Here is a 23423-nt window from a genome sequence, read left to right as displayed (position 1 = left end):
ACTCCGGCGCGCCCCTCGACCTCCTCGGCCAAGAGGGAGACCAGCACGACCACCTCGTCGACGAGCAGCACCCGCGGCACCGGTGGGGTGGGCCGGTGCTGCTCGGAGCCGGCACGGGTGCCGTACGACAGCGCCCGCACGGCCTCCATCAGCCGCTCCGGACGCTCCGTCACCTCGCTGACCGTGAGGCCGGGATCGCTGCCCAGTGCCTTCGCGGTACGGGCCAGCAGTTCTTCCACGGGGTGCGCCGTCGGGGTGAACCCGAGCACGGGCCAGGTCTCGGCACCGGGCATGGGGAACCCGCCCGCACGCCGAAGAGCAGGGACGAGGCCGGCATTGAGCAGGGACGACTTGCCGGCGCCCGAGGGGGCGACGAGCATCAGCGGCCCGTGCCCGATCCGTTCGAAGACCCGCTCCACCAAGGCGGCGGTCACTCGTTCGCGGCCGAAGAACCACTCCGCCTCGCGGGAGGTGAACGCGGGGAGCCCCCGGTAGGGGCAGGCGGCGTCCCCGGCCCGCGTTCCGGGGGCGGTGGCGCCCGCTCCCGGTCCGCCGTCCTGCGAGGCCTGGTCCGGCAGCAGCGCCAGCAGCTCGCCGTCCGCACGGAGCACCTGGTCGCAGCGGCGCGCGACATCGATCGTCGCGCGCTTCGCCCCGGTCTCGATCTTGCTCAGATAGCCCTTGCTGTAGTGCGTCAGACGCGAGAGTTCGGACAGCGAGAGGCCGCGTTCCTGGCGCAGCCGCCGCAACTGGGCGGGGAAGTGCGGCTTGGGCGGGTCGGCTTGCGGCGGCGACTCGGCCGGGGCGTCGGTCCCGTGTCCGTACGGTTGCTCCCCCAATGGATCCCCCCATGGCGATCTGCGCCCTGGTCAGGGGCGGCAATTGCCCAGGTTAGTAGGGGGAGCGTGGGCAAAAGCAAACCTTTCCATTGGTATGACGAACGGTGTGGCGAAACATCCGAGGCGGCGGAACAACAGAAGAAAGACGGAAACCGCGCCCGAGCCGTCGGATCGGCGGCCCTGGCGCGGTGTTCACGCGGGAATCAACCCGGAATCACCGCTGCGGGTGATTCCGGGGCACTCCCTACGGTCGGTACAGCGTGATCGAGTTGATCGGTGTGAGGTCGGCGTAGACGCCGTGGTCCGCGGCGATGCGACCGCCGCAGCCCGCGCCGTTGTAGCCGGTGCACAGGGCAGCGGTCGCGCCACCGGTCTGGTTGTTGAGGACCCAGTGGTTGCCGAACTGGTTGCTGAGGTTGTGGGCCCCGTAACTCCAGAAGATGTGGGTCGGCTTGACGGCCGGATTCTGGTTCTGCGGGTAGATGCAGACAGCGCCGTCCGGGCAGCCGGCCCAGTCGGCGGCCTTGGCGTCGGCCGGGCCGGTGAACGCCATCACGGCCGCGGCGGCGGTCGCGAGTGCGGCGAAGGCGTGGGTGGTCTTGCGCATGATGTCCCCCTTGCGGGTCTTGCTGCGTGCTGACGTCCTCAGCCTTTCCCGGTCACTCCGGGGGCGTCGACGGGTTTCCCGTCGTCCCGCTGAGCGGTACCTGGGAAACCACCCCTGAGCTGGGAGGAAACAGGGAGACGGTCAACAGGCGAGGAGCACAGGACCGTGGCCGCGACCGCCGGGGCTACGGCCGACGGCGCGGCTTGCCCCGCCCCGCGCTCTTGTGGGCGCCACCCGTGCCACCGCGCGAGCCCTTCCCGGAGGTCCCGGACTTCCCGGACTTCGCGGCGTTGCCTGATCTGCCCGAGCTGCCGGACTTCCCGGAGCCGCCGGACCTGCCGGACGACCTGCCCGCGGGTGTGCCCGCCGCCCTACCCGCGCCCTTCGCCTTGGCCTGTTCACCGGTCTGGGGGCGCCCCCGGGTGCTGTTGACGGTCCGTCCGCGGACGATACCGATGAACTGCTCCACGAGATCGGTGGTTTCGTCCTGCGGCCAGGACAGCACGACGCTGGACTCCGGGGCGCCGGTGAGCGGGCGATAGGTGAGGTCCCGGCGGTGGTGCAGGCGGGCGAGTGACTGCGGCACCACGAGCACACCGATCCCGGCCGCCACCAGCTCGACGGCGTCCGCCGTCGTCGCGGGCCGCTCCATGGCGGGCTGCCCCGGCAACCGCTCCCAGCCGAGCACGTCGTCGAGCGGGTGCAGGACGATCTCGTCGGCCAGGTCGTCGACGGCGACCTCGTCGACCGCCGCCACGATGTGGTCCTTGGGGACGACCACCACGGTCTGCTCGGTGTAGAGAGGGATCGCGCTGAGTACCGTCCGGTCCACCGGCAGCCGCACGAGACCCGCGTCCACGCCGCCCTCCCGGAGCACGCCGACCGCCTCGGCGGCGGGGGTCGAGACGAGGTGCAGGGGGACGTCGGGCAGCCGCTCGTTCCAGATCCGCACCCACTTGGCGGGCGTCACTCCGGGGACGTAAGCGAGCCGGAACGAGGGAGATGCTTCCGAGCCAGTCACGCCGCCAGGCTACCGGCCTGGTCAGAGGTCGTGCACATGCTCGAATACCCTGGACGGTATGACATCGCACCAGAGCGCCCAGACGATGAAGCCCGCGACCGCGGCGAAGAAGCTGGGCGTGTACCTCGACGCCACTCCCGCGGAGTTCCGCGAGGGCGTGGTCTCGCGTACCGAGCTGAACGCCCTCCAGACCGATCCGCCCGAGTGGCTGACCGAACTGCGGCGCAACGGTCCGCACCCTCGTCCCGTCGTGGCCGCGAAGCTGGGCATCTCGATCTCCGGACTCGCCCGCGGCGGCGTCACGGAGGCGCTCACCACGGAGCAGATCGACGCTCTCAAGCGGGACGAGCCCGAGTGGCTGCGCAAGGAGCGGGCCACCCAGGCGGAGGTCCGCAAGGAGAACGCCCGTATCAAGGCCAGGGACGCGGAGCGCGCCGAGCAGGACCGGTGACATCTCAAGGGATCGCTCTCGACCCGCGAGGGACGAGTCAGGTCGCGGGAGCCTCCGCGAGGGCGCGCAGTTCGTCGTGAACGCGGCGCGCGTAGGCATGGCGGGCGGATCGGTCCTCGTCAGGAAGGCCGCTGATGCCGTCGAGTACGTGTACGCCGAGCCAGACCCGTCCGGCTATGTAGGCCTGGGCCTCCCACTTCGCCTCCTGGGACGCCTCTCCCAGCCGGGCTGCCGCGACGGCGGCCCGGCCGGCCTCGACCACGGCTTCGGCGAGCTGCCTGGTCGACGGGGACAGGGCGCCTGAGGTGCTGGTGACACCTGCGCGGTCCAGAGCGGACCGATCGCTCAGCCATTGTTCCCGGTCCCGGGACGGCCGTCGGGTGTCCAGTCGGCGCAGCGTCTCGTACGTCTCGCGGTCCATTCCGCAGGGGAAGAACCAGATTCCGTCATCTCTGCCCGGCATGCTCATGCCCGGGCCATACCCGTACCGGGCTGCCGTCAAAGCTGGGTCGCCGCCAGTGACCGTGACGCGCGCCCGGGGAACCCTGTCCGCCGCCCTGGCGACCGTCCACTGCGACTTCTGAATCGTTCGAGCGGACGGTCCCGACGACTGCCCGGAACGAACCGTCCCCGGCCGGAGGATCCGGTCGGGGACGGTCGTTCTGCGGGCCGCGGCGGCGCGCCGGATCTACGGCGGTCCGTCGGGGAGGCCTCCCACCACGTAGGTGTCGTAGATGTCGAGGAGGTCCTCCTCGGCATCCAGCCAGAGATCCGGGGGCATCCGGCAGACCAGGGCAGTCAGCCGGATCAAGGCGGTGAGGCCCGGCAGGCGGTCTGCCTGGTCTTCCGGCAGCAGCCTGTCCGCCGGTCGTTCGTCACCGAACGCTCGCATGCAGTCCCGCCGGGCCCGCACCTCGTCGGTGTCCGGTCGATCGTCCGCGACGTGCCACAGGTACGTGGTCGGGACGGAGCGGCACGCGGCGACGAGCCGCCGCCGCAGGGCCGGATCCGCGTCCTGCCACGAGCCCGGGAGGCTCCGGCCCGCCAGCGCGGCCGCGGCCCTGACCTCCGCCTCGGTCAGGCGGTCCGCGGGAATCCCCAGCGCGGTCAGCCCGTAGGGCGGCTCACCGTGCCAGTCCAGCAGGCACACCGACCGCGGACGGCTAGTCACAGGCACATCTCATCCTGATCGTTCCGGTAGTGCCTGTCGTAGTTCGTCGCGGTCGCCGTTCCCCTGGTCCCTCTTCCGTTCGCGCGAGTCGAGATCATGAATTCTCCCACGCCCTTGTAGTAGTAACAGGTACCGCGCGGCGCCCAGTTGGCCACCGCTCGTGCCTTCGCCGCGTTGTTGCCGGACGCGTAGCCGGTGTCCATCTTCTCCCAGCCGTACCAGCGCGACCGGTACAGCGTGATGTGGATGGAGTAGCTGCCGACCTTCTTCTTGCACTTCATGTCGGCGTGCACGTTGATACGGCCCCGGGCTGTATGCGAGGGGTGCGGGCTGTCCACCGAGAAGGTGCAGCACATCTTGCTGGAGCTGCAGTCGCCGCCGAGGTCGGTGCAGTTGCTGCCGTCGCCCGAGCAGTACTCGTAGGGGTTGTCATTGCCGCCGTAGACGGGGTCGACGGACAGGAACCGGCCCGTCGACGGGTCGTACTGGCGGACCCCCATGAGGATGACGCCGGACGGGGTAGCGGAATCCCGTTGATGGGCGGCCAGCCAGTTGTAACGGGCCGAGGCGGTACCTTCTCGGACGTTGCCGTACTCGTCGGTGTCGGCCACCGACAGCGGCTTCGCGGGGTCGAGCGGCAGCGCGACACCAGCGTCGTCGTGCAGATCGGTCAGCTGGAGCACCGTGTCGCCGTCGGTTCCGGTGATCGCGGCCAGCTTGCCCGACAGGCTGGTCACGTTACGGCTGCGTACGTCCGCTGCGACGTCCTCGACCGTCCAGGACGGTATGTCCGACCCGTTTCGGTAGTGGTTGACCGCGTGCACCGCAGCGGTGACCGCCCCCTGCCCGTCGAGCGCCTCGGTGGTCCAGGAACCGAGGCGCCCCTGGGCGTCAAGGCTCCATGTCTGCCGCTGGTTGCCTGAGGTCTGCCGGTGGACCAGGTCGTTGGTGTAGTAACCGAAGGTGCTTCCCGGCTTGGTGAGCGTGCGCCCGAACGCGTCGTACGTGATGCCGGTGCCGGTCAGCCGGTCGGCGTCGTCGTACGCGTACTGGGTGGTGGTCGACACGGGCGTCCCGTCCTGGTCCCGGGTGGACACCAGGCGTGTGCGGTTGGAATTGGCGTCGAGGTCGTACGCACGATGCTGCTGCCCGTAGGCACCGGCCTCGTCGACATCGGTGAGCCGGCCGGTGCGGTCGTAGCGGAAGCTCTGGCCGTTACTGGACCCCGCGCTGCGGGCGCCGGAGCTCACCTGGCCGTGAACCGTCGGGACGGCCACGTCGGTGAGGAGCGCGGTGCCGTCCGCGTCGCGTGTGTAGGTGCGCGAGGTGGTGAAGCCCGTCTCGTCGGTGACGGTGCCGAGCGTGTATCCGCCCGGCAGGGTCTCACCCGCGACGTCGCCGGAAGCGTCGTACGAGGCGCCGAAGGTGCCGGCGACCGAGTCCGTCATCGACGTGGGCAGACCACGCGGCTCCTTGGCGGTGTCGTAGGCGTACGTCACCGTGGACGGCGCGGAGTCGGAGACCTTCGCGAGGCGGCCGAGCGGGTCGTACTCGGTGACGGTGACGTTGCCGGCGCCGTCGTCGTAGGAGATCGCCCGGCCCAGGGCGTCATAGGCGTACGAGGCCGTCTTGCCGCCGGCGGCGATACTGGTCGGCTTCCCGCTGACCGGGTCGTAGGTACGGACCGTCTCCGGTACCGCCGTGCCCTCGCCGCCGGTCACCGCGGTACGTATGACGCGGCCTGCGCTGTCGCGGGTCACCTGGGTGACGCGGGTCGATCCCCCCGCGTTCGCCGTCGTCTTGGCGACCTGGCCGTGGGCGTCGTACTCGTACACGGAGGTGGTGCCGTCGGCCGGGTCGGCCGGGCCCTCGGAGCAGACCTTGTCGACCCACTCGGGGCGGTTTCCGCAGCGGCCGGTGCCGTCCGCCGTGTAGTACGCGGTCACGCGCGTGCCGGCGGCGCTGCCCTTGGGCAGGGTCGTCGAGACCACGCGGCCCTGGGCGTCGTAGGCACTGCTGGTGACGTGGTTGAGACCTGCCGGGTCCTCGGCTCTCGTCAGCGGAAGCCCCTTCGCCCAGTCGTACGTGGTGACCGTGGTACGGGTGTCCAGGTCACCGCCCGTGCGGCCGGGCAGGAAGGCACCGGCGGTCACGGTCGTGGCCTGGCCACTGACGGGGGAATCGGCGGGCCGGCCCTCGTCATAGCTGATGGCGGTGTGCAGTCTGGCCGGAGCCTCGGTACCCGCGGGCAGGTCCGCGGCGCCCTGCTGGAGTTCCACCAGATGCAGCGGCCCGTACGAGTGCAGCAGCCGGAGCCCGTCCGTGCTGTACTCCCTGGTCTCAGCGAGCAGTGCGGCACGTTCGGCGGAGCCGACGTCCTTGATGCCGAGGCGGGCCAGCCGGTCGAGAGCCGGGCCCGTCGTGGCGAGGGCCAGTTCCCGGTTGGCGGCGGACAGCGCGTGGACGACCGCACCGTCGGCGTTGTAGCCGGTCGTGGAGATACGGCCGCCTGGGACGGCGGTGTTGACCTCGCGGCCGGAGACGTTGACGTAGGTGACCACGGCCCGCTTGTACGCGGTGGCCGTCAGCGTCGAGCCGTCGTGCCCCGCGGGCACGGCGTCCGGCGGGAAGACGGCGGTGGCATCGGTCGGACGGTCGGTTTGCCCCCACACGGCGACGTCGGACACGCCCATCTGGTGCGGGGCGTTCGTGCCGGTCAGCGGCACGTCGTAGACGACGGAGTTGGTGATTGAGCCGCCGTCGGCCTCCGTCTTCGAGCCCTGCTTGAGGGACGGCCGGGAAGCCTTGAGCAGCATGCCGGCACCCGCGGCGGCGGAGTTTCCGGCCTTGCCGTAGGCGAAGGTCCACGGCAGCTCGGTGCCCGGCGTCATGCCCTCGACCCGGTTGCCGGAGCCGTACGTGTACTGCACCCCGGTGGCCTGCGGCAGGCGCGGGTCCCACTGCTGGCGCAGCAGGCCGTCCTTGTCGTAGCGGTACGTGGATATGGCCTGGGCGGTGGCAGCGGCGGCGCCGGGAGCCGTGGACCAGAGCCGGATCTCCTTCACCTGGCCGGTGAAGTCGCCGAAGTCGGCCGCGGCGGTAGAGCCAGTGGCCGTGGTGGCCGTCGCGTACACGAATTCCAGGCGCTCGCATCCGGCGGTGGCGGGGTTCGCCTCGCACGCGGTGGCCGAGGCGGCGGTGCTGGGCGCGATAAGGTACTTCGGCCGGGCGAGCACCTTGTCACCGGTCGGAACCTTCTCCGAGACGACACGGGTGGTGCTGTTGTCCGTGGGCAGGCGGGTGGAGTCCACCTGCCAGGTCTCAGCGGCCGGGTCGACCTTCTTGAAGACCGTGACAGCGCCGTCATCGTCGGTGAGGGTGAAGGAGCTTGTGAGCGAACCCGCCAGCGTCAGGTGCTCGGCGCCCTCCTCAGCCTGCCAGCCGCCGCCGGAGGTGGCGGTGAAGCCGATCGCGCTGTCCTCGGCGAGCATGATCTCGACCGAGGTGCCCGAGGTCTTGCGCAGTCCGGCGTAGGCGGAGTCGGTGATCTCGGCGTAGATACCGGAGACCCACTCAGGGCCGAAGATCTTGGCCTGGCCCTCGTCCTCAGGATGGTCGTCGCGGGAGTAGGCGGTACGGGTCACGGATGTGCCGGCGCCGTTCGCGTCGGTCGCCTCCAGGGTGAAGTCACCCGTCAGGCTGTTGACATGGCCGGGGCCGACGGGCAGGGAAGGGGCGGCGCCGGCGGCGCGGTCGACGGTGACGGAGACCTCGGGAGACGCCTCGGTCGCCGCGCCGTTGCCGAACAGCGCGCGAACGTCGACCGGGCCGTCCTCGGCGAGAGTGGTGGTGATGTCCCAGGTCAGCGGGGCGGGCTTGCCGCCGCTTACGGCGACCGGCCAGCCGGAGACCACCGTGCCGGTCGAGTTGACCCGCACGTGGCCGGTGGGGACGTCCTGCCACTGGTCGGTCTCCCCGCGGCGGAACTGGTAGCGCACACCGGTGTACGAGGTGTCGCCCTGTGCCGTCAGGCTGATGCGGCGTGCCGGTCGCTCGCCGGGGCCGGGGGCGGTCAGGGCCGCGCCCTTGCCCGCGTTGAAGCCGTACACGGTGTCCGCGGAGACGTTGCCCGCGGCATCGCGGGTATGCGCCGTGATGGTGTGCGGTCCGGCCTTGAAGGTAAGGGACTTGGTGACGGCAGAGCCGGTGGTGGCGGCGACGGCCCAGGCGCCCGAGTCCAGCTTGTACTGGATGTCCTTCACATCGTTCGCGGGCGGAGTGAAGGTGAAGGAGCCGGTGAAGTCACCGTTGGCGTTCGGCGCCCCGGACCACTGGGCTGCCGGGAAGTCGGAAGAGGACACCGCCGTGCTCGCCGGCTTGGCCGTGTCGACCGTGAAGGTCTGCCAGGCCGACCAGGTGCCGTTCCAACTGGTTCCGTCGTACACGGCTGCACGCCACTTGTAGGTGCCCGGGCTGAGCGCTGTGGCGGGTGTCCACGAGGCGTTGGCTCCGGAGGCGGTGAACGCGGACTTACCGGTCTGCAGCGCCGCGGTACCCGTGGAGGTCCAGATCTCGTAGCTGAGTTGGACGGTGTTGCCGTCGGCGTCGGTGCCCTTACCGGTGAGGGTCGGGGTGGTGTCGCTTACGGCGGCGCCGGAGATCGGGGAGACCGGGACGGCCGCGCCTGGCTTGGTGTTGTAGGTGACGGTCAGCGAGGGCTCGTACGCGGCGTTGTGCGAGCCGTCGGTCTGGTTGGCCGAGTGATAGCGGCGCCAGGTGAGGACGTCGCTTTCGTCCACCGCGGCGATCCGCACGCCGTAGTTGGGCTGGCCGTCGGCCCATGCCTGGACGATCGCGTCGATGTCCCAGGAGACGTGGCCCGCCGGGCACGTGGAGTTGTAGCCCTTGGCCGACTTGTTGACCACTGCGCCGGTGGCCGTGGTGGCAGGCTGGTTCGACCAGGTGACCGCGGAGGGATCCCAGGCGGCGGTGATCCGGCGGACCTCGTTGCCCGCGTTGGCGGTGTTGCAGGTGGAGGAGTAGTACGAGTACAGGCGCAGGTCGGTGTCAGTGACGACCTTGCCCTTGTACTTGTCCACGTTGAACTGCAGGAAGGAACGGGCCTTCTCGGCACCGTTGTACGTACCGGCCTTCAGCTCGGTGGAGCCTCGCTGCGAGGTCAGGTAGTCGTCGTACTGAACCCAGGTGTCGGTGACCGGGCCCATGAGCGAGTCTGTCGGATCGATGGTCACCGGATAGGTGAGATCGGGGTCGCTCAGGAACTTCTGATTCGGCTTGAGGACCAGGACCTGGCCCGAGCCGTCCCTCTCTTTCTCGACCTCCACGTCTACGGCGGCCAGGTACTCGGCGTCGCCGGAGGCGCGGTCGTAGGAGGAGTCCCACATCACCGGGGCAGGCGCGGTGGCACGGGTCTTGTTTCTGGCATCGTCCCAGCGGAGCCGCTTGTCGGCGGTCTCCTTGAGTGTCAGCCCGGTCGCCTCGACCGGAATCCGGTACTCCACCTGCCCCTTCGGGGCTTCATGGAGGACCACGGAGTGGGAGAAACCTTCCTTCAGGGCGGTGACGACGAGGTCGCCGCCACCCGGTACGGCGTTCCTGTACGTGGCGGTCGATCCCTTGAGTTCGGGCTTCGGCAGTGGGCCTGTCCAGCCGATACCCAGGGACTGCTTACCGCGTGCCACCTCGACGAGAGGCTCGCCTGAACCGCCGTCGGAAAGTGAGATGTCCGCGGCAGCACGCCTGGGCCGCACCGTGTCGCCGCCGTCGATCAAGCTGGTGTCGATGCGCTGCCAGCGACCCGCGGCATCCTTGACGCGGATGGGGCCCGTGTACGAGCGCACGGACGTGCTGCCGTTCGGCAAGGCGTAGGAGCTGGTCGACCCTGTGCGCTCACCCGTGATCTCGATGTCGCGGCCCTGCAGATGGGCCATCAGGAGGGCGGAGGCCGCGTCGGCCGCCTCAGCGGGCCCCCGCCCGACACGGGAGGCGGTCACCGCGCGGACGGAAGAGGACCCCCCGGCTTCGGGGACACCGGCGGTCGGGGCGCCGGGGGCGGCGAACGCAGCGCCGTCCAGCAAGGTCACGGCCATGACGACGGAGACCGCGATCGCGGCCGGGCGTATCTGGGCGGGCGACAACCGGGAGCGTCTGCCTGCGTTCGCAGGCGTACGTTCTCTCATCTGGCTCGATGCTCCTCACAAGTGCAAGAACTGAACTCGCGGAACTTACTCGCCCACCGACTTCCGCAATTGCGAACTATCGGACACAGGAGCACAGTCGACTCCGATTGTGATCAAGTTGTGTCGATCCTCGGGGTGAAGTGGGGCGGTAGTGTGCGCAAGTGCGTAGCGACCTGCACTTTCTCGCCGTACCGCACCGCATGAACGACAGCGCGCCCGCGCCCCGGGACGAGATCGCGGTAGGTGCCGACGCCGTCGGCGAACGAACATCAGCGAAGCGGACGCGGAACCCGGACTCGCCGATGACGGTGCGGCAGCCGGACGTTCCGGGGCACCGAAGTCGCCTGCGCCTCAGGTGCGCGGCTCGGTGACGGGACCGGGCGCGTGGCGGGTACCGGGTGAGCGCCGGCGGCGGCTCATGAGGTGCGGTCGACGGCGTCCCGCCTCAGCGGGACGGCGAGAGCGCGGTCCCGGACCGAACGCGGCACGGATGCCCGGAGATGCCGTCAGGCGCCGCCCGCGCGGTCCCCTGCCCTGGGGACGGAGGGATCGAACCAGGTGGGGCCATCGGTCAGTGCCTGCTTGATCCGGAAGTCCGCGAATCCCTCCAGCTTCGGGAGGGCGTCGACCGGGAACCAGCCCACGTCGAGCGACTCCTCGTCGTTGACCCTGGCGTCGCCGCCCACTGCCCGGCAGCGCAGGCAGATGTCCATGAACTGGCACTCGTCCCCGTTGGGGTAGACGAACGGCCTGGACGTGGCGTGGACGAGCACGACCCGCTCCGCCACACAGCTCACCGCGGTCTCCTCGTACACCTCCCGGATCGCGGTCGCGGCAGGCTGCTCGCCCGGCTCGGAAATGCCCCCGATGATCGACCACCCGCCGGTGTCGGCACGCCTCGCCAGCAGGACCCGTCCGTCGGCGTTGAACACGACGGCGCTCACACCCGGCAGGAAGAGGAGCTGGGTCCCAGCGCTGGCCCGGATCCGGCGGATGAAGTCGGGGATGCCCATGGTTCCGACCCTATGGGCTGCGCCTCGATGCCGCTTTCAGGAAGCGGACGAGGAGTGCCCCGGCGGCGGGTGTACGCGGCCCAGGCGAGCGCCCCCACCGCGAGGGCGGCGACGAGGCCCTCGGGGAGCGTGCCCATGCGAGTGGCGGGAGTGAGCGAGGAGCGCAGCGGGACCTCCGCGACCAGGGCGTCCGGGGTGAACATCTCCGTACGCTGGACGATCTTCCCGTCCGGGTGGATCACCGCGCTGACACCGCTGGTCACCGGTACCACAACGGCCCGGCTGTGCTCGACGGCCCGTACCCGCGACATCGCCAGCTGCTGGTAGGTCATCTCGCTTCGGCCGAAGGTGGCGTTGTTGCTGGGCACCGAGATGAGCTGGGCGCGGTGGGTGACGGTGTCGCGCACCGCCCAGTCGAAGGCCGCTTCGTAGCAGGTGGCGAGGCCCACCTTGGTCCCGGCGAGGTCGAAGACGCCGACCTCGCCGCCGGGGCCGAAGTCCCGGCTGACGCGGTCGACGTCAGCGCTGAACAGACGGACGAAGGGACGCATCGGGATGTACTCGCCGAACGGCTGCACATGCCGCTTGTCGTAGGTGGCGACGGGGCCGCGCTCGGGCTCCCATGCGATCAGGGTGTTGCGCAGCTTGCCGGTGTCCGGGGTGAGTACGGCGCCGACCACCGTGGGCACGCCGATCCGACGCACCGCCTGGTCGATCACCCGGCGAGCGTCGTCGTTGCGGTACGGATCGAGGTCGGAGGAGTTCTCCGGCCACAGCACGAAATCGGGCTTGGCCACCTTGCCGGCGGCGACATCGTCGGCGAGCTGCTCGGTGCGGCGGGCGTGGTTGTCCAGGACCGCTCGGCGCTGGGCGTTGAAGTCGAGTCCGAGACGGGGCACATTGCCCTGGATCGCGGCGACGGTGGCGGTACCGTCCTCGGCCGAGCCGTCGACGAGCGGCAGCGCGGCGAACGCCCCGGAGACGGGGACGAGGACACTGAGCGCCGCGGCGGCGACCGGCCCCCGCCGCAGCTCACCGGTCCGCCGGTAGCGGCGGACCTGCCGCACGAGCTCGTACAGGCCGAAGCCGCACAGCACCACGGCGAATCCCAGGACCGGGGTGCCGCCCACCGCCGCCAGCGGCAGGAACCACCCGTCGGCCTGCCCGAAGGCGATCTTTCCCCAGGGGAAGCCGCCGAACGGCACCCGGGCACGTACGCCCTCGCCGAGCACCCAGACCGCGGCGCCCCACACCGGCCACCACGGCAGCCGGGAGACCAAGGCGACACCCATGCCGGTCACCGCGATGAAGAGCGCCTCGACTGCCGAGAGCGCGACCCACGGCACAGCCCCCACCTCCTCGCCCGTCCAGACCAGGAGGGGCAGCAGGAAGGCCAGGCCGGCGAGGTATCCGAGGCCGAGGGCAGCACGCGGACGGCGCCCGTGCAGAGACCAGGCGAGGAGCGCGAAGCCCGGCAGCGCCAGCCACCACAGCGGCCGGGGCGGGAAGCTCAGGAACAGCAGGAGGCCGGACAGCACGGCCGCGCCCGGCCGGGCGAACCGGTTGGTGGCCTGCGGCCGGGTGTCGAGGGGGGTCACGGGGGCACTCACCTGGCGGAGTCTACGTTTTCGGCTGCCTCATGGCAGGCCTGCCGGCCGGGCGACGCCTTCCGGAGTGGCATGTCCGCGGCCACGGATGCCCGCCGGCCCCGTTCCCAACGCTGCCCGGACGCGAGCCGAGGGCGGCTGGGCGGTGTGCGCGCCAGGGGGACGTCGTGGAGGCACGCGACGCCGCCATGGAGGCGGGGTCCGCGGCGCCCTGCATGTGATCTGAATCACAGGTGAGAGGAGATCCTTTCGTCCGCGCTCTCCGTCTTGCCCCGGTGAGACGGTCCGGGACGTGCCGGGCGAGCCAGACGAGGAGTCGAGTTCCCAGTGACACAGGCAGCGATCAGCGAACCCATGGCCGATGTGCGGGACATGTACATGGCACACCGGATGTTCCGCCGGGAGTTCCGCCTCCTTCCCCAGCTCGTGCGCGACGTCAGGCCCGGTGACACCGAGCGGGCCGCGATCGTCGCCGACCACGCGGACAAGATCTGCGCGATCCTGGACGCCCATCACGAGGGTGAGGACGCGGTGGTCTGGCCGCTTCTGCTCGCGCGCGGCGGTGAGCGGAGCGAGACGATCGTGCCGGTCATGGAGGAGCAGCACCACGGCATCCACGAGGCACTGACGACGGTGGCCTTGCTCTTCCCGGCTTGGCGTGCCACCGCACAGCGAGGCGAGGAGCTCGCCTCCGCGACCGATGTGCTGGTCGACAGACTGGTCGAGCACATGGCGATGGAGGAGACGGAGATCCTTCCCCTGGCCGAGCAGTATGTTACGGCTGCGGAATGGGCGGTGTTCGGCGAGCACGCCTTCTCGTCCCTCCCGAAGAAGACCCTCGCCCTCGGCTTCGGCATGGTCATGTACGAGGGCGACGCCGAGGTGATCAAGGAAGTACTCGCGAACGCGCCGTTTGTGCCCCGGCTCGTGATGCCGCGTCTCGGCCCCCGCCTCTATGCCTCTCACGCCACGCGGGTGCACGGCACGGCCACACCGCCGCGACTCGGTAGGTGACCCGCCAGCCGCACGGCACCGGCGAGCGCCCCGCGGCAGCGCCGGCGGCAGGCGGATCCCGCGCTGAACCCCCCGGTTGCGACTCGGGGTGCCGGTCGCCCGTCCGGTCCGCGCGGCCTTCGGATGGTCGGGGAGGTCCGGCGAAACCCAGCCACCGCACGTGCGTACCACCCCGAAACCAACCGAGAAACCAGCCGTCCCGCGAGGAGTCGGTGTCAGGCGAGGTCCGAGGGATCCGTGTTCGCGCCGCAGAGGACCACGCACACCCGCTCCCCATCACGAGGACGGTAGCCGTCACGGCTCGTGAGCGCGGCCAGCGCGGTCGCCGCGCCGTGCTCGACCGCGACCCGGCGCTGGTCCCACAGCGCCCTGCGCGCCCGGACGATCTCCTCGTCCGCGACGAGCACGGAGCAGGCGTGCTCGCGCTGGGCGACGGTAAGGGCCATCCGGGAGACCCTGCGGGCGCCGAGGGAGTCCGCCGCGACGGAGTCCACGGTGACATCGACCGGGCGGCCCGCCTCAAGCCCGGCGTTCAGTGCCCGGCACCCGACCGGCTCGGCCGCCACCGTGCGGATGCCGTGCCACTCGGCGGCGGTGGCCACCCCTGCGAACAGTCCCCCGCCGCCGACCGCCACCACCACGGTGTCAAGGTCCGGGACGCGTGCCCGGATCTCCTCGAGGAGCGTGCCCGCGCCCGCGGCGATCAGCGGATGGTCGTAGGCGTGGCTGGCGAGCGCGCCGGTGTCCGCCGCGAACTCCTCGCAGGCGGCGAGGGCCTCGGCGTACTCGGCACCGACGAGACGTACGTCGGCACCGAGGCCGCGCAGTCTGGCGACCTTCACCTGCGGCGCGCTGGTGGGCAGGAACACGGTGGCCGGCACGCCCTGCTGCTGGGCGGCCCAGGCGCAGGCAAGCCCGGCGTTGCCGCCGGAGGCGATGGTCACGCCCGCGTCCGGAAGGGTGCCCGCGTCGCGGTGGGCCTGGACGAAGTTCCGCGCCCCACGGGCCTTGAACGAGCCGGTGTGCTGCATGTACTCCAGCGCCAGCCAGACCTGGTGCGTCTGCCCGGCTCGCGGCTCGACCGGGGCGACCGTGACCGGGCGGACGTGCCCGGTGACTCGCGCCTCGGCGGATGTGATGTCGTCGTAGGCCAGTTTGTGCACGTCAGATCTCCGCTGCGGTGCCCTTCGAGGTCAGCCGCAGTCTGTCACGGATCACCCGGACGGCGGTTTCGGCGTCGTCCACGGTCACGGTGAACGTCCGGCCGTCATCGAGTCTGAGGGCGAAGCCCTCACCGCGGCGGACGATCACCGCCGTGCCCTGCTCGGGACGCCAGCGGTATCCCCAGCCGCCCCACTGGCGCGGGCAGACCCGGGGAACGAACTCGGCTCCCACCACGGAGTCCAGGGGGATCTTCCGCCGTGGCAGACCCATGTGCCCGCAGCGCACCTCCATGCAGTCGCGGTCGACCGTGACCGCCACATGGACGAAGGCGAGAGTGCCGAACAGCACCAGCAGCCCGGCGGCGACGCAGCCGATCACCGACATCAGCAGAGGGAGTAGGCCTGAGGTCCAGGGGGCGTCGACAGCGAGTTCGATGCCGAGCGCCACACATCCGGCGCCGACCGCGGCCAGCACCCACTGGATGCGGTTGGTCGCGCGGCCGGTCCAGATCGGGGGCGGCGCCTGAGCGGTCTGCCCCTCAACGCCGGGGTGGTCCGTCATGCGTAGCAGCGTACTCACGTTCCGCTCCGGTGGCACCCGGGTCCGCCTGGGTCGCGCAGGCGGTCCGAGCTGTCGTGGCGGGGCCCGGTCAGCGGGCCGGGGTGACCCGGTTCACCGTGTCCACGGCGGCGAGGAGCCGGCCCTCGGCATAGGCCAGCGCGGTGCTCGGCAGCGCTCCGGCCCGCCCGCTCAGCAGCACGGTCAGGCTGGTGCTCGGGGTGGCGGCGGGGGTCGGCCCGGCGGCGGCGCGGCGCACTGCCTGGGCTGCGACGGCACCGGCCGAGCCGTGCAGGGCGAGCGGCGGAAGTCCGTCCGGGCGGCCCGCGCTGACGGCGGCGCGGATGCGCTCGGCGACCAGTTCGTAGTGGGTGCAGCCGAGAACGACGGCCCGTACGTCCATCGGAGTGAGTGCGGCGGCAGCGGCGACGGTACGGTCGATGGCGTCCTCGTCTGCCTGTTCGACCGCGTCGGCGAGCCCTGGGCAGGGCACCTCGGTGACCTCGGCACCGGCGGCGAAGTCGCGGATCAGCCCCCGCTGGTAGGCGCTGCCGGTGGTGGCGGGGGTGGCCCAGATGGCGACCCGGCCGCCCCCGGCGGCCGCCGGCTTGATGGCGGGCACGGTGCCGATCACCGGCACGCCGGGCTCCAGTGCCGCGCGCAGCGCGGGCAGCGCGTGCACGGTCGCGGTGTTGCAGGCGACGATCAGCGCGTCCGGGCGGTGTGCCGCGGCGGCGTGGGCGACGTCGAGCGCGCGCGCGGTCAGGTCTTGCAGGGTCCGGAGGCCCCAGGGCATCCCGTCGGGATCGCAGGAGAGCACCAGCTCCGCGTCGGGTCGCAGACGGCGCACCGCGGCGGCGGCGGCGAGCAGGCCGATCCCGGAGTCCATGAGTGCGATCTTCACCCGGTCACCCTAGCCGACGCCTCTTGCGGCCCGGCTGGTGTGGGGCAGACTGCGACGAATGGGCACCCTCGCGTGGATCGCCGTGATTTCCCTGGGCGTGTGGCTGTGGCTGCTGCTGGGACAGGGGTTCTTCTGGCGTACGGATCAACGGCTGCCGCGGTGCGATGCTGCGCCGGGGGCGTATGACGACTGGCCGACCGTGGTGATCGTCGTACCGGCCCGGGACGAGGCCGCCGTACTGCCCGAAAGCCTGCCGTCGCTGCTGCGGCAGGCCTATCCCGGCGAGGCCGAGGTGATCCTCGTCGACGACGGGAGTACGGACGGCACGGGCGCCCTGGCGCACGAGTTGGCGGCGCGCTACGGCGGGCTGCCACTCACCGTGGCGTCGCCGGGGGAACCGGAGGCCGGCTGGACGGGCAAGCTCTGGGCGCTGCGGCACGGCATCGCACTCGCGCGGGCCAGGGACCCCGAGTATCTGCTGCTCACGGACGCCGATATCGCGCATGAGCCGGACAGTCTGACCGTGCTGATCGCCGCGGCCCGTACGCACGGCATCGACCTGGTCTCGCAGATGGCGCGGCTGCGGGTGGCCACCCTGTGGGAGCGGCTGGTGGTGCCGGCCTTCGTCTACTTCTTCGCGCAGCTCTATCCGTTCCGCTGGATCAACCGCGCGGCGCCCGGCAGGCGGGCACTGGCGACGGCCGCGGCGGGCGGGTGCGTGCTGCTGCGGACGGCGACGGCGGTGCGGGCGGGGATCCCTGGGTCGGTCAGGCAGTCGGTGATCGACGATGTGGCGGTGGCGCGCGCGGTGCGGCGGGCCGGGGGGCGGGTCTGGCTGGGGCTTGCCGACCGGGTGGACAGCATCCGCCCGTATCCGCGGTTGGCGGATCTGTGGCGGATGGTCTCGCGCAGCGCGTATGCCCAGCTGCGGCACAGTCCGCTGCTGTTGGCCGGGACGGTGGCGGGTCTGGCGGTGGTGTACCTGGTGCCGCCGGTGGCGGTGTTCGCCGGGGTGTACGGGGTGGGGGGCGACGAAGCGGGCGCGGTGGTGGCGGTCTGGGCGGGGCTCGCGGCATGGGTGGTGATGGCCGGGACGTATGTGCCGATGCTGCGCTACTACCGGCAGACGGTGTGGCTCGCTCCACTGCTTCCGGTCACGGCGCTGCTCTACCTGCTGATGACGGTGGACTCGGCGGTGCGGCACTACCGGGGGCACGGAGCGGCTTGGAAGGGGCGCACGTACGCACGCCCCGAGGCCGCACCGGACCGCTGAGCGGGCTCACTTCCTGCCGGGTGTCCAGTTCATGCCCCAGCCGTAGGCGTGGTCGATGGTGCGCTGCGGGCTGACCCCTCGCTCGGGGACGAGGAAGCGCGCCTCACGCTGGACGACCAGATCGCCATCCTGGTTGGTGAGGAGCGCGAGGGCGCAGACCGTCGACGGCACGGTGCACTCGTCCAGCGAGAACTCGATGGGCGCGCCGTGCTGCGGCTGGAGGGTGACGGTGGCGTGCAGGTCGGCGAAGCTGCGGGCGCCGGAGTAGATCGCGACGAAGATGACGACGCGGCGGAGCTTGTCCTTGTGGTCGAGATTGACGGTGAGGTTCTCACCGCCGGCCGCGGACCCGGTGCGGTCGTCGCCGTCGAGCTGGATGTACGGGGGCTGGTGGAGGGCTCCGAAGGCGTTGCCGAGGGCCTGGACGACTCCCTTGCGGCCGTCGGTGAGTTCGAACAGCGCGCACAGGTCGAGATCGAGGTCGGCGTGCATGGCCATGGCCCTGCCGAGCTTGGATCCCCAGCCCGTGAACTGCTTGCGGACCTGCCAGTTGAGGTTGACGCGCATGGCGCCGGATGTCCCGCCCTGCTTGGTGAGCGAGACGGAGGGCGATTCCTTGGTCAGGGTGATCTTGCTGAGCCGTACGGGTGCGGGGGTGGACGCGGTCGGCACGGACGCGGAGGCGGGCACGGGTGCGGACGGGGCGGGGGTGGAGGCCGCGGACGCGGAGTGCCGGGGTTCGTCGACGGTGATGCCGAAGTCGGTGGCGAGTCCCGCGAGTCCGCTCTGATACCCCTGGCCCACCGCGCGGAACCTCCACCCGCCCTGGCGCCGATAGAGCTCACCGAGGATGAACGCCGTCTCGACCGTCGCGTCGGCGCTCTCGTAGCGGGCGATCTCCGCACCGTCCGCCGGGTCGATCACCCGGACGTACAGCCCCGGAACCTGACCGAAGCTGCCACCGTCCGCCGACGCCGCAAGGACGATCCGCTCGACGGACGGCTCGACCCGGCCGAGGTCGATCGCGATGTGGTCGGTGACCACCGTGCCCTGGGTGCGCTTGCCTTCGTGCCGGACGGCGCCGGAGGCATGTCCGGGCTGGTTGTAGAAGACGAAGTCCGCGTCGGAGCGGACCTTTCCCGATCCGGCGAGCAGCAGCGCCGAGGCATCGACGTCGGGCACACCGCCGCCCGGACGCCAGCCCAGCTCCACCTGGACGATCATCGCGGGTACGGGGGCATTCGCCCCTTTGAGCATGGACATACTCGCCCCCGTCACGGGTCCTGACACCTGGTCGAATCGGTAGGGCCAACGTAGCGCCGCACCCGGTACGTACACGTTCGCGACCCGTGAGTAACCCCCCCTCATCTCGCCCTTTACATGATCCAGATGCCTCGGAGCGACCGATTTTCCATGATTCGCTCGCATTAGGGATCGCCCGCCACCGGTAACACCTCAAACAACCCTCTTATCGGGCTCCCCAAAAGCACATCGTGGGCTTAACTTATGTGCCATGACCTCCCCCCGCTCCACCTACGGTGGCGGCTACTACTCCGTGCCGCCGTTCGCCGACACCCCGATCTACGACTCCCTTGTCGCTGAGCGGGGCACACCTCAGATCGCCCCGATCCGAGTGCCCGCCGCATACGACTCGCTCGGCTCCGTCGGCGGCGGCTACATGCCGGCGCTGCCCGCGGCGCTGCCCGCGCTCCCGGCGGCTCCGTCCCAGCCCGCACCGTCGTACGGCTACCCGCAGCAGATGTCGCAGCCCGTGCCGCTACAGCAGGCCCAGGCGCCGTACATCCCCCAGCAGGCTGGAATCCCGCGCGGCTACCCGGGTGTCCAGCCCCAGCAGACGCCCCGCCCGGTGGCGGCCGGCTATGAGGCGATGCGCCCGGCGGCGCCGCGTCCGATGCCGACCCCGGCGCCCTACGACGACCCATACAACCGCCCCTACCAAGGCGGTGGCTACTAGGTCCTTTCCCGTGGGTCCCGTCCGATAGGCGTTTCCCACGGGAGCGTCGGCGCGGCGCGGCACCCCGCTGGCAGGATGGCCGTATGACCGGTCTCGTGCTTCGCTCCCTCCATGTCCATCCCGTCAAGTCCTGCGGGGGGTTCGCTCCGGACACGGCGGTCGTGGAGCCATGGGGCCTGGCCGGTGACCGGCGGTGGATGCTCGTGGACACCACGGGCCGGGCGGTGACCCAGCGTCAGCAAGCCCGGCTCGCGATGGCGTCCGCCATGCCCGCGGGCGACGGTGGAATCCGGCTGACCGCGCCCGGGCAGGAGCCGCTGACCGTGGCGGTGCCCGAGCCGGGGGGTACGGTCGTCGTGGAGCTTTTTGGGGAGAAAGTGGAGGCGGTGCCGGTGGACGCCGCCTCCGACGACTGGTTCGGTGCGTATGTCGGCGCACCGCTTCGGCTGGTGTATCTGGACGATCCCGCCCGGCGCAGGCCCGTGGACGCGGACTACGCACAGCCTGGCGAGACGGTCTCGTTCGCGGACGGGTTCCCGCTGCTGGTGACCACGCACGCCTCACTCGACGCGCTGAACTCGCTCATCGCACAGGGAGACGACCCGGGCGAGGGCCCGCTGCCGATGAACCGCTTCCGGCCCAATCTGGTCGTGGACGGCGGAGAGCCCTGGGCCGAGGACCAGTGGCGGCGGATCCAGGTCGGCGAGGTCCGCTTCCGGGTGGTCAAGGCCTGCGGCCGGTGTGTCGTGACGACCACCGACCAGGCCACGGCCGTGCGCGGCAGGGAACCTTTGCGGACCCTCGCCCGGCACCGGCGTATCGGGGACCGGCTGGTCTTCGGGCAGAACCTGGTCCCGGAGACCCCCGGGGCTGTTCGAGTGGGGGATCCGGTGCGGATCGTCGACTGAGCGTGGAGCGCACCCATACGGGAGTGGTCGCCGAGTGGCAGACGGCCGTTCGTACGGCCCCTGATGCGGCGCATGTACACGGATCTCGACCAGGCATGGGCGAATTTCGGTCCGGACCGGGGCCGTACGGGCACAGGCGGCTGACCGGTCAACCGCCGCGCCCACGTCACGCTACGGTGGACCGGAGCCGGGAGCCGCACGAGCACGGCGGCTGGACGACGAGGTGGGGGCAAGGCAGCACCATGGCACAGGGCACGGTCCAGGTGACGCACACCGGCACATCGCGGTGGCGGCGCCGCACGGGTGAGTACGCCTCCCTCGCCGCCGCCCTGGAGGCCGCCGGTGACGGCGACATCCTCACCGTCTCCCCGGGGACATACCGGGAGAACCTCGTGGTGCGGTGTGCGGTGACGCTGCGCGGGCCCGACGGGGCGGCGGCCGGCTCGGTGCGGATCGCGCCCTCCGAAGGGGTGCCCCTGACCATACGGGCCTCCGCAACCCTGCGGGACCTGCACGTCGAGGGCCAGGACACCGCTGCCCCCGCTCTGCTGGTGGAGGACGGCACACCGGAGTTGGCGGATCTGCGGATCGTCACCCGCTCGGCGGCGGGCATCGAGGTACGCGGAGCCGCCCGTCCGACCGTGCGCCGCTGCACGGTCGACAACCCCGCGGGCGTGGGCATCGCCGTACTGGACGGTGCGGGTGGTGTGTTCGAGGAGTGCGAGGTCGTCGCCGCGGGGCAGTCCGGAGTCACCGTGCACGGCGGCGCTCATCCCCGCCTGGAACGCTGCAAGGTCCACCATGCGTCGGGTGCGGGACTGAGCGTCACCGGGGAGTCGACAGCGCTGGAGGCGCTCGGCTGCGAGGTGTACGAGATCAAGGGCGCCGGAGTGCAGATCGCCTCGCGGGCCACGGCCCATCTCACCGAGTCCACCGTGCACCGCACCACCGCCGACGGGGTCACCCTCGACACGGACGCGGTACTCACCCTCTCCGACTGCGACATCCACGACATTCCCGAGAACGCGGTGGATCTGCGCTCGCGTTCGGTGCTCACCCTCACCCGGTCGACCGTGCGGCGGTTCGGACGCAACGGTCTGTCGGTATGGGATCCGGGGACCCGGGTGGACGCCAACCAGTGCGAGATCCACGACAGTACGGGCGACTATCCGGCCGTGTGGGTCAGTGACGGGGCCACCGCGGTGCTCGACTCCTGCCGGGTGCACGATGTGCCGGACGCGCTCTTCGTGCTCGACCGCGGTTCCCGGGCCGATGTGGTCGACAGCGATCTCGCGCAGGTGCGGAACACGGCGGTGTCGGTCAGCGACGGGGCCACGGCACAGCTCGACGACTGCCGGATCAGGGAGGCGTCCACAGGCGCGTGGTTCCGCGACCACGGCAGCGGGGGCACGCTGAGCAACTGCACCATCGACAAGGCGCAGACGGGGGTGATCGTCACCAAGGGCGCCGACCCTTCGATCGAGCGCTGCACGGTGACCTCCCCGGCGGAGGCCGGTTTCTATGTGTCGGCGGAGGGCCGCGGGACCTTCCACGGCTGCCGGGTGACGGACAGTTCGGGCTACGGCTTCCATGTGACCGACGGCTGCCGTACGACGCTGACGCGCTGCCGCACCGAGCGCTGCGCGCGCGGGGGGTACGAATTCCCCGGCGAGGGCGTGAGCGCCGAGGACTGCACCAGTGACAGCAGCGGGGTGCGCGCGGCGGCGCCCGCCCCCGCGGTGGTGACCGCCGCCGCCCAGTCGCAGCGCTCCCCCGGCCTGCTGCTGGGTGAGTTCCCCGGGCCGCCCGCGGCCGTCCCGCAGCCCGCCGCGCCCGGCGAGGTGCGGTCGGCCCCGATCCGCACCCCGGACGATGTGCTGAGCGCACTGGACGGCCTGGTCGGCCTGGACAGCGTCAAGCGGGAGGTACGTACCCTCACCAACATGATCGAGGTGGGCCGGCGCCGTCAGGAGGCAGGCCTCAAGGCCGCGTCGGTCAGGCGCCACCTGGTCTTCACCGGCTCCCCGGGTACCGGGAAGACGACGGTGGCGCGACTCTACGGGGAGATCCTGGCGTCGCTGGGCGTCCTGGAGCGAGGGCACCTGGTCGAGGTGTCCCGGGTGGACCTGGTCGGCGAGCACATCGGTTCGACGGCGATCCGTACCCAGGAGGCGTTCGACCGGGCGCGGGGCGGAGTGCTGTTCATCGACGAGGCGTACGCGCTGTCACCGGAGGACTCCGGGCGGGACTTCGGACGGGAGGCCATCGACACCCTGGTGAAGCTGATGGAGGACCACCGGGACGCCGTGGTCGTCATCGTCGCCGGGTACACGGCGGAGATGGAGCGCTTCCTGTCCGTCAACCCGGGTGTGGCGTCACGCTTCTCACGGACCATCACTTTCAGTGACTACGTGCCGGACGAGCTGCTGCGGATCGTGCAGCAGCAGGCCGAGGAACACGAGTACCGGCTGGCGGACGGCACGGACGAGGCCCTGCTGAAGTACTTCACGGCGCTGCCGAAGGGCGCAGCGTTCGGCAACGGCCGTACGGCGCGTCAGACCTTCGAGTCGATGGTGGAGCGGCATGCGGGCCGGGTCGCCGGACTCGCCGAGGTGAGCACCGACGATCTGACGCTGCTGGTGCCCGATGACCTGCCCGAACTGCCCTGAGCCAGATCATGGAGATGAGGGACTTCCCTGATTGGCAGCCGATGTGCCG

18 protein-coding genes are annotated in these 23423 nt (G+C 71.1%); 6 read left to right on the top strand and 12 right to left on the bottom strand.

Annotated elements, in window-relative coordinates; translation table 11 throughout:
* The 3 genes from ACFWI9_RS12150 to ACFWI9_RS12140 all read right to left on the bottom strand — a co-directional run.
* Positions 1-839: helix-turn-helix domain-containing protein (locus tag ACFWI9_RS12150; RefSeq protein ID WP_387161099.1), on the bottom strand; the 839-nt coding region annotated here is incomplete at its 3' end.
* Positions 840-1083: 244 nt separating this feature from the next.
* The gene (locus ACFWI9_RS12145) at positions 1084-1446 is read right to left on the bottom strand and encodes a hypothetical protein (protein ID WP_387161097.1); all 363 of its coding nucleotides are present in this window, start codon (positions 1444-1446) and stop codon (positions 1084-1086) included.
* A 184-nt stretch (positions 1447-1630) separates the two neighbouring features.
* Complete coding sequence (locus ACFWI9_RS12140; protein ID WP_387161095.1) at positions 1631-2467, bottom strand: LysR family substrate-binding domain-containing protein; 837 nt, start codon at positions 2465-2467, stop codon at positions 1631-1633.
* Positions 2468-2525: 58 nt separating this feature from the next.
* Here ACFWI9_RS12140 and ACFWI9_RS12135 point away from each other — a divergent pair, with 58 nt between their 5' ends.
* Complete coding sequence (locus ACFWI9_RS12135; protein WP_387161093.1) at positions 2526-2918, top strand: DUF5997 family protein; 393 nt, start codon at positions 2526-2528, stop codon at positions 2916-2918.
* A gap of 37 nt (positions 2919-2955) precedes the next feature.
* On the opposite strand, the gene ACFWI9_RS12130 is transcribed toward ACFWI9_RS12135, so the two are convergent.
* The 5 genes from ACFWI9_RS12130 to lnt form a co-directional block, all read right to left on the bottom strand.
* Positions 2956-3387, bottom strand: coding sequence for a hypothetical protein (locus ACFWI9_RS12130; RefSeq protein WP_387161091.1), 432 nt, complete (start codon positions 3385-3387; stop codon positions 2956-2958).
* A 219-nt stretch (positions 3388-3606) separates the two neighbouring features.
* Positions 3607-4089, bottom strand: coding sequence for a hypothetical protein (locus tag ACFWI9_RS12125; protein WP_387161089.1), 483 nt, complete (start codon positions 4087-4089; stop codon positions 3607-3609).
* Entirely contained in the window at positions 4086-10289 is a 6204-nt protein-coding gene (locus ACFWI9_RS12120; protein ID WP_387161088.1) for a DNRLRE domain-containing protein, read from the bottom strand. The genes ACFWI9_RS12125 and ACFWI9_RS12120 overlap by 4 nt, the downstream gene beginning before the upstream one ends.
* 506 nt (positions 10290-10795) lie before the next feature.
* On the bottom strand, positions 10796-11302 hold the full coding sequence (locus ACFWI9_RS12115; RefSeq protein WP_387161087.1) for an NUDIX domain-containing protein: 507 nt from the start codon (positions 11300-11302) through the stop codon (positions 10796-10798).
* Positions 11230-12912 carry an apolipoprotein N-acyltransferase gene (gene lnt / locus ACFWI9_RS12110; protein ID WP_387161085.1) on the bottom strand — a complete coding sequence of 561 codons (1683 nt, stop codon included), beginning with the start codon at positions 12910-12912 and terminating at the stop codon, positions 11230-11232. Before lnt ends, ACFWI9_RS12115 begins: the two co-directional genes overlap by 73 nt.
* Positions 12913-13236: 324 nt before the next feature.
* On the opposite strand from lnt, the gene ACFWI9_RS12105 reads away from it, so the two are divergent.
* Positions 13237-13923 (top strand): hemerythrin domain-containing protein, encoded by a 687-nt coding sequence (locus ACFWI9_RS12105; protein ID WP_387161084.1) that lies wholly within the window; start codon positions 13237-13239, stop codon positions 13921-13923.
* Between the two features lie 215 nt (positions 13924-14138).
* On the opposite strand, the gene ACFWI9_RS12100 is transcribed toward ACFWI9_RS12105, so the two are convergent.
* The 3 genes from ACFWI9_RS12100 to ACFWI9_RS12090 all read right to left on the bottom strand — a co-directional run bounded on the left by ACFWI9_RS12100 (position 14139) and on the right by ACFWI9_RS12090 (position 16549).
* Positions 14139-15086, bottom strand: coding sequence for a threonine/serine dehydratase (locus ACFWI9_RS12100; RefSeq protein WP_387161082.1), 948 nt, complete (start codon positions 15084-15086; stop codon positions 14139-14141).
* Between the two features lies 1 nt (position 15087).
* Positions 15088-15648 carry a hypothetical protein gene (locus ACFWI9_RS12095; RefSeq protein WP_387161081.1) on the bottom strand — a complete coding sequence of 187 codons (561 nt, stop codon included), beginning with the start codon at positions 15646-15648 and terminating at the stop codon, positions 15088-15090.
* An 88-nt stretch (positions 15649-15736) separates the two neighbouring features.
* Complete coding sequence (locus tag ACFWI9_RS12090; protein WP_387161079.1) at positions 15737-16549, bottom strand: glutamate racemase; 813 nt, start codon at positions 16547-16549, stop codon at positions 15737-15739.
* A 58-nt stretch (positions 16550-16607) separates the two neighbouring features.
* On the opposite strand from ACFWI9_RS12090, the gene ACFWI9_RS12085 reads away from it, so the two are divergent.
* Entirely contained in the window at positions 16608-17822 is a 1215-nt protein-coding gene (locus ACFWI9_RS12085) for a glycosyltransferase (protein WP_387161077.1), read from the top strand.
* Between the two features lie 6 nt (positions 17823-17828).
* On the opposite strand, the gene ACFWI9_RS12080 is transcribed toward ACFWI9_RS12085, so the two are convergent.
* Positions 17829-19079 carry a TerD family protein gene (locus tag ACFWI9_RS12080; RefSeq protein WP_387161108.1) on the bottom strand — a complete coding sequence of 417 codons (1251 nt, stop codon included), beginning with the start codon at positions 19077-19079 and terminating at the stop codon, positions 17829-17831.
* Between the two features lie 256 nt (positions 19080-19335).
* Here ACFWI9_RS12080 and ACFWI9_RS12075 point away from each other — a divergent pair, with 256 nt between their 5' ends.
* The 3 genes from ACFWI9_RS12075 (at position 19336) to ACFWI9_RS12065 (ending at position 23374) form a co-directional block, all read left to right on the top strand.
* Positions 19336-19797 carry a DUF6643 family protein gene (locus ACFWI9_RS12075; RefSeq protein WP_387161075.1) on the top strand — a complete coding sequence of 154 codons (462 nt, stop codon included), beginning with the start codon at positions 19336-19338 and terminating at the stop codon, positions 19795-19797.
* A gap of 83 nt (positions 19798-19880) precedes the next feature.
* Positions 19881-20705, top strand: a complete 825-nt coding sequence (locus ACFWI9_RS12070) for an MOSC domain-containing protein (protein WP_387161073.1) — start codon at positions 19881-19883, stop codon at positions 20703-20705.
* Positions 20706-20947: 242 nt separating this feature from the next.
* Entirely contained in the window at positions 20948-23374 is a 2427-nt protein-coding gene (locus ACFWI9_RS12065; RefSeq protein WP_387161071.1) for a right-handed parallel beta-helix repeat-containing protein, read from the top strand.
* Positions 23375-23423: the final 49 nt, after the last annotated feature.

It is taken from the genome of Streptomyces sp. NPDC127084, assembly GCF_042724175.1.
In the GTDB taxonomy this organism is placed as follows: Bacteria; Actinomycetota; Actinomycetes; order Streptomycetales; family Streptomycetaceae; genus Streptomyces.
The sequence above is the reverse complement of the archived record's forward strand: the minus strand, read 5'-3'. Positions and strand labels throughout refer to the sequence as shown.

Excerpts from the sequence above, each read along its gene's own strand:
- ACFWI9_RS12075 (WP_387161075.1), top strand. The coding sequence starts at position 19,336 with ATGACCTCCCCCCGCTCCACCTACGGTGGCGGCTACTACTCCGTGCCG.
- ACFWI9_RS12070 (WP_387161073.1), top strand. The coding sequence starts at position 19,881 with ATGACCGGTCTCGTGCTTCGCTCCCTCCATGTCCATCCCGTCAAGTCC.
- ACFWI9_RS12080 (WP_387161108.1), bottom strand. The coding sequence starts at position 19,079 with ATGCTCAAAGGGGCGAATGCCCCCGTACCCGCGATGATCGTCCAGGTG.
- ACFWI9_RS12085 (WP_387161077.1), top strand. The coding sequence starts at position 16,608 with ATGGGCACCCTCGCGTGGATCGCCGTGATTTCCCTGGGCGTGTGGCTG.
- ACFWI9_RS12115 (WP_387161087.1), bottom strand. The coding sequence starts at position 11,302 with ATGGGCATCCCCGACTTCATCCGCCGGATCCGGGCCAGCGCTGGGACC.
- ACFWI9_RS12145 (WP_387161097.1), bottom strand. The coding sequence starts at position 1,446 with ATGCGCAAGACCACCCACGCCTTCGCCGCACTCGCGACCGCCGCCGCG.
- ACFWI9_RS12135 (WP_387161093.1), top strand. The coding sequence starts at position 2,526 with ATGACATCGCACCAGAGCGCCCAGACGATGAAGCCCGCGACCGCGGCG.
- ACFWI9_RS12095 (WP_387161081.1), bottom strand. The coding sequence starts at position 15,648 with ATGACGGACCACCCCGGCGTTGAGGGGCAGACCGCTCAGGCGCCGCCC.
- ACFWI9_RS12130 (WP_387161091.1), bottom strand. The coding sequence starts at position 3,387 with ATGAGCATGCCGGGCAGAGATGACGGAATCTGGTTCTTCCCCTGCGGA.
- ACFWI9_RS12065 (WP_387161071.1), top strand. The coding sequence starts at position 20,948 with ATGGCACAGGGCACGGTCCAGGTGACGCACACCGGCACATCGCGGTGG.
- ACFWI9_RS12120 (WP_387161088.1), bottom strand. The coding sequence starts at position 10,289 with ATGAGAGAACGTACGCCTGCGAACGCAGGCAGACGCTCCCGGTTGTCG.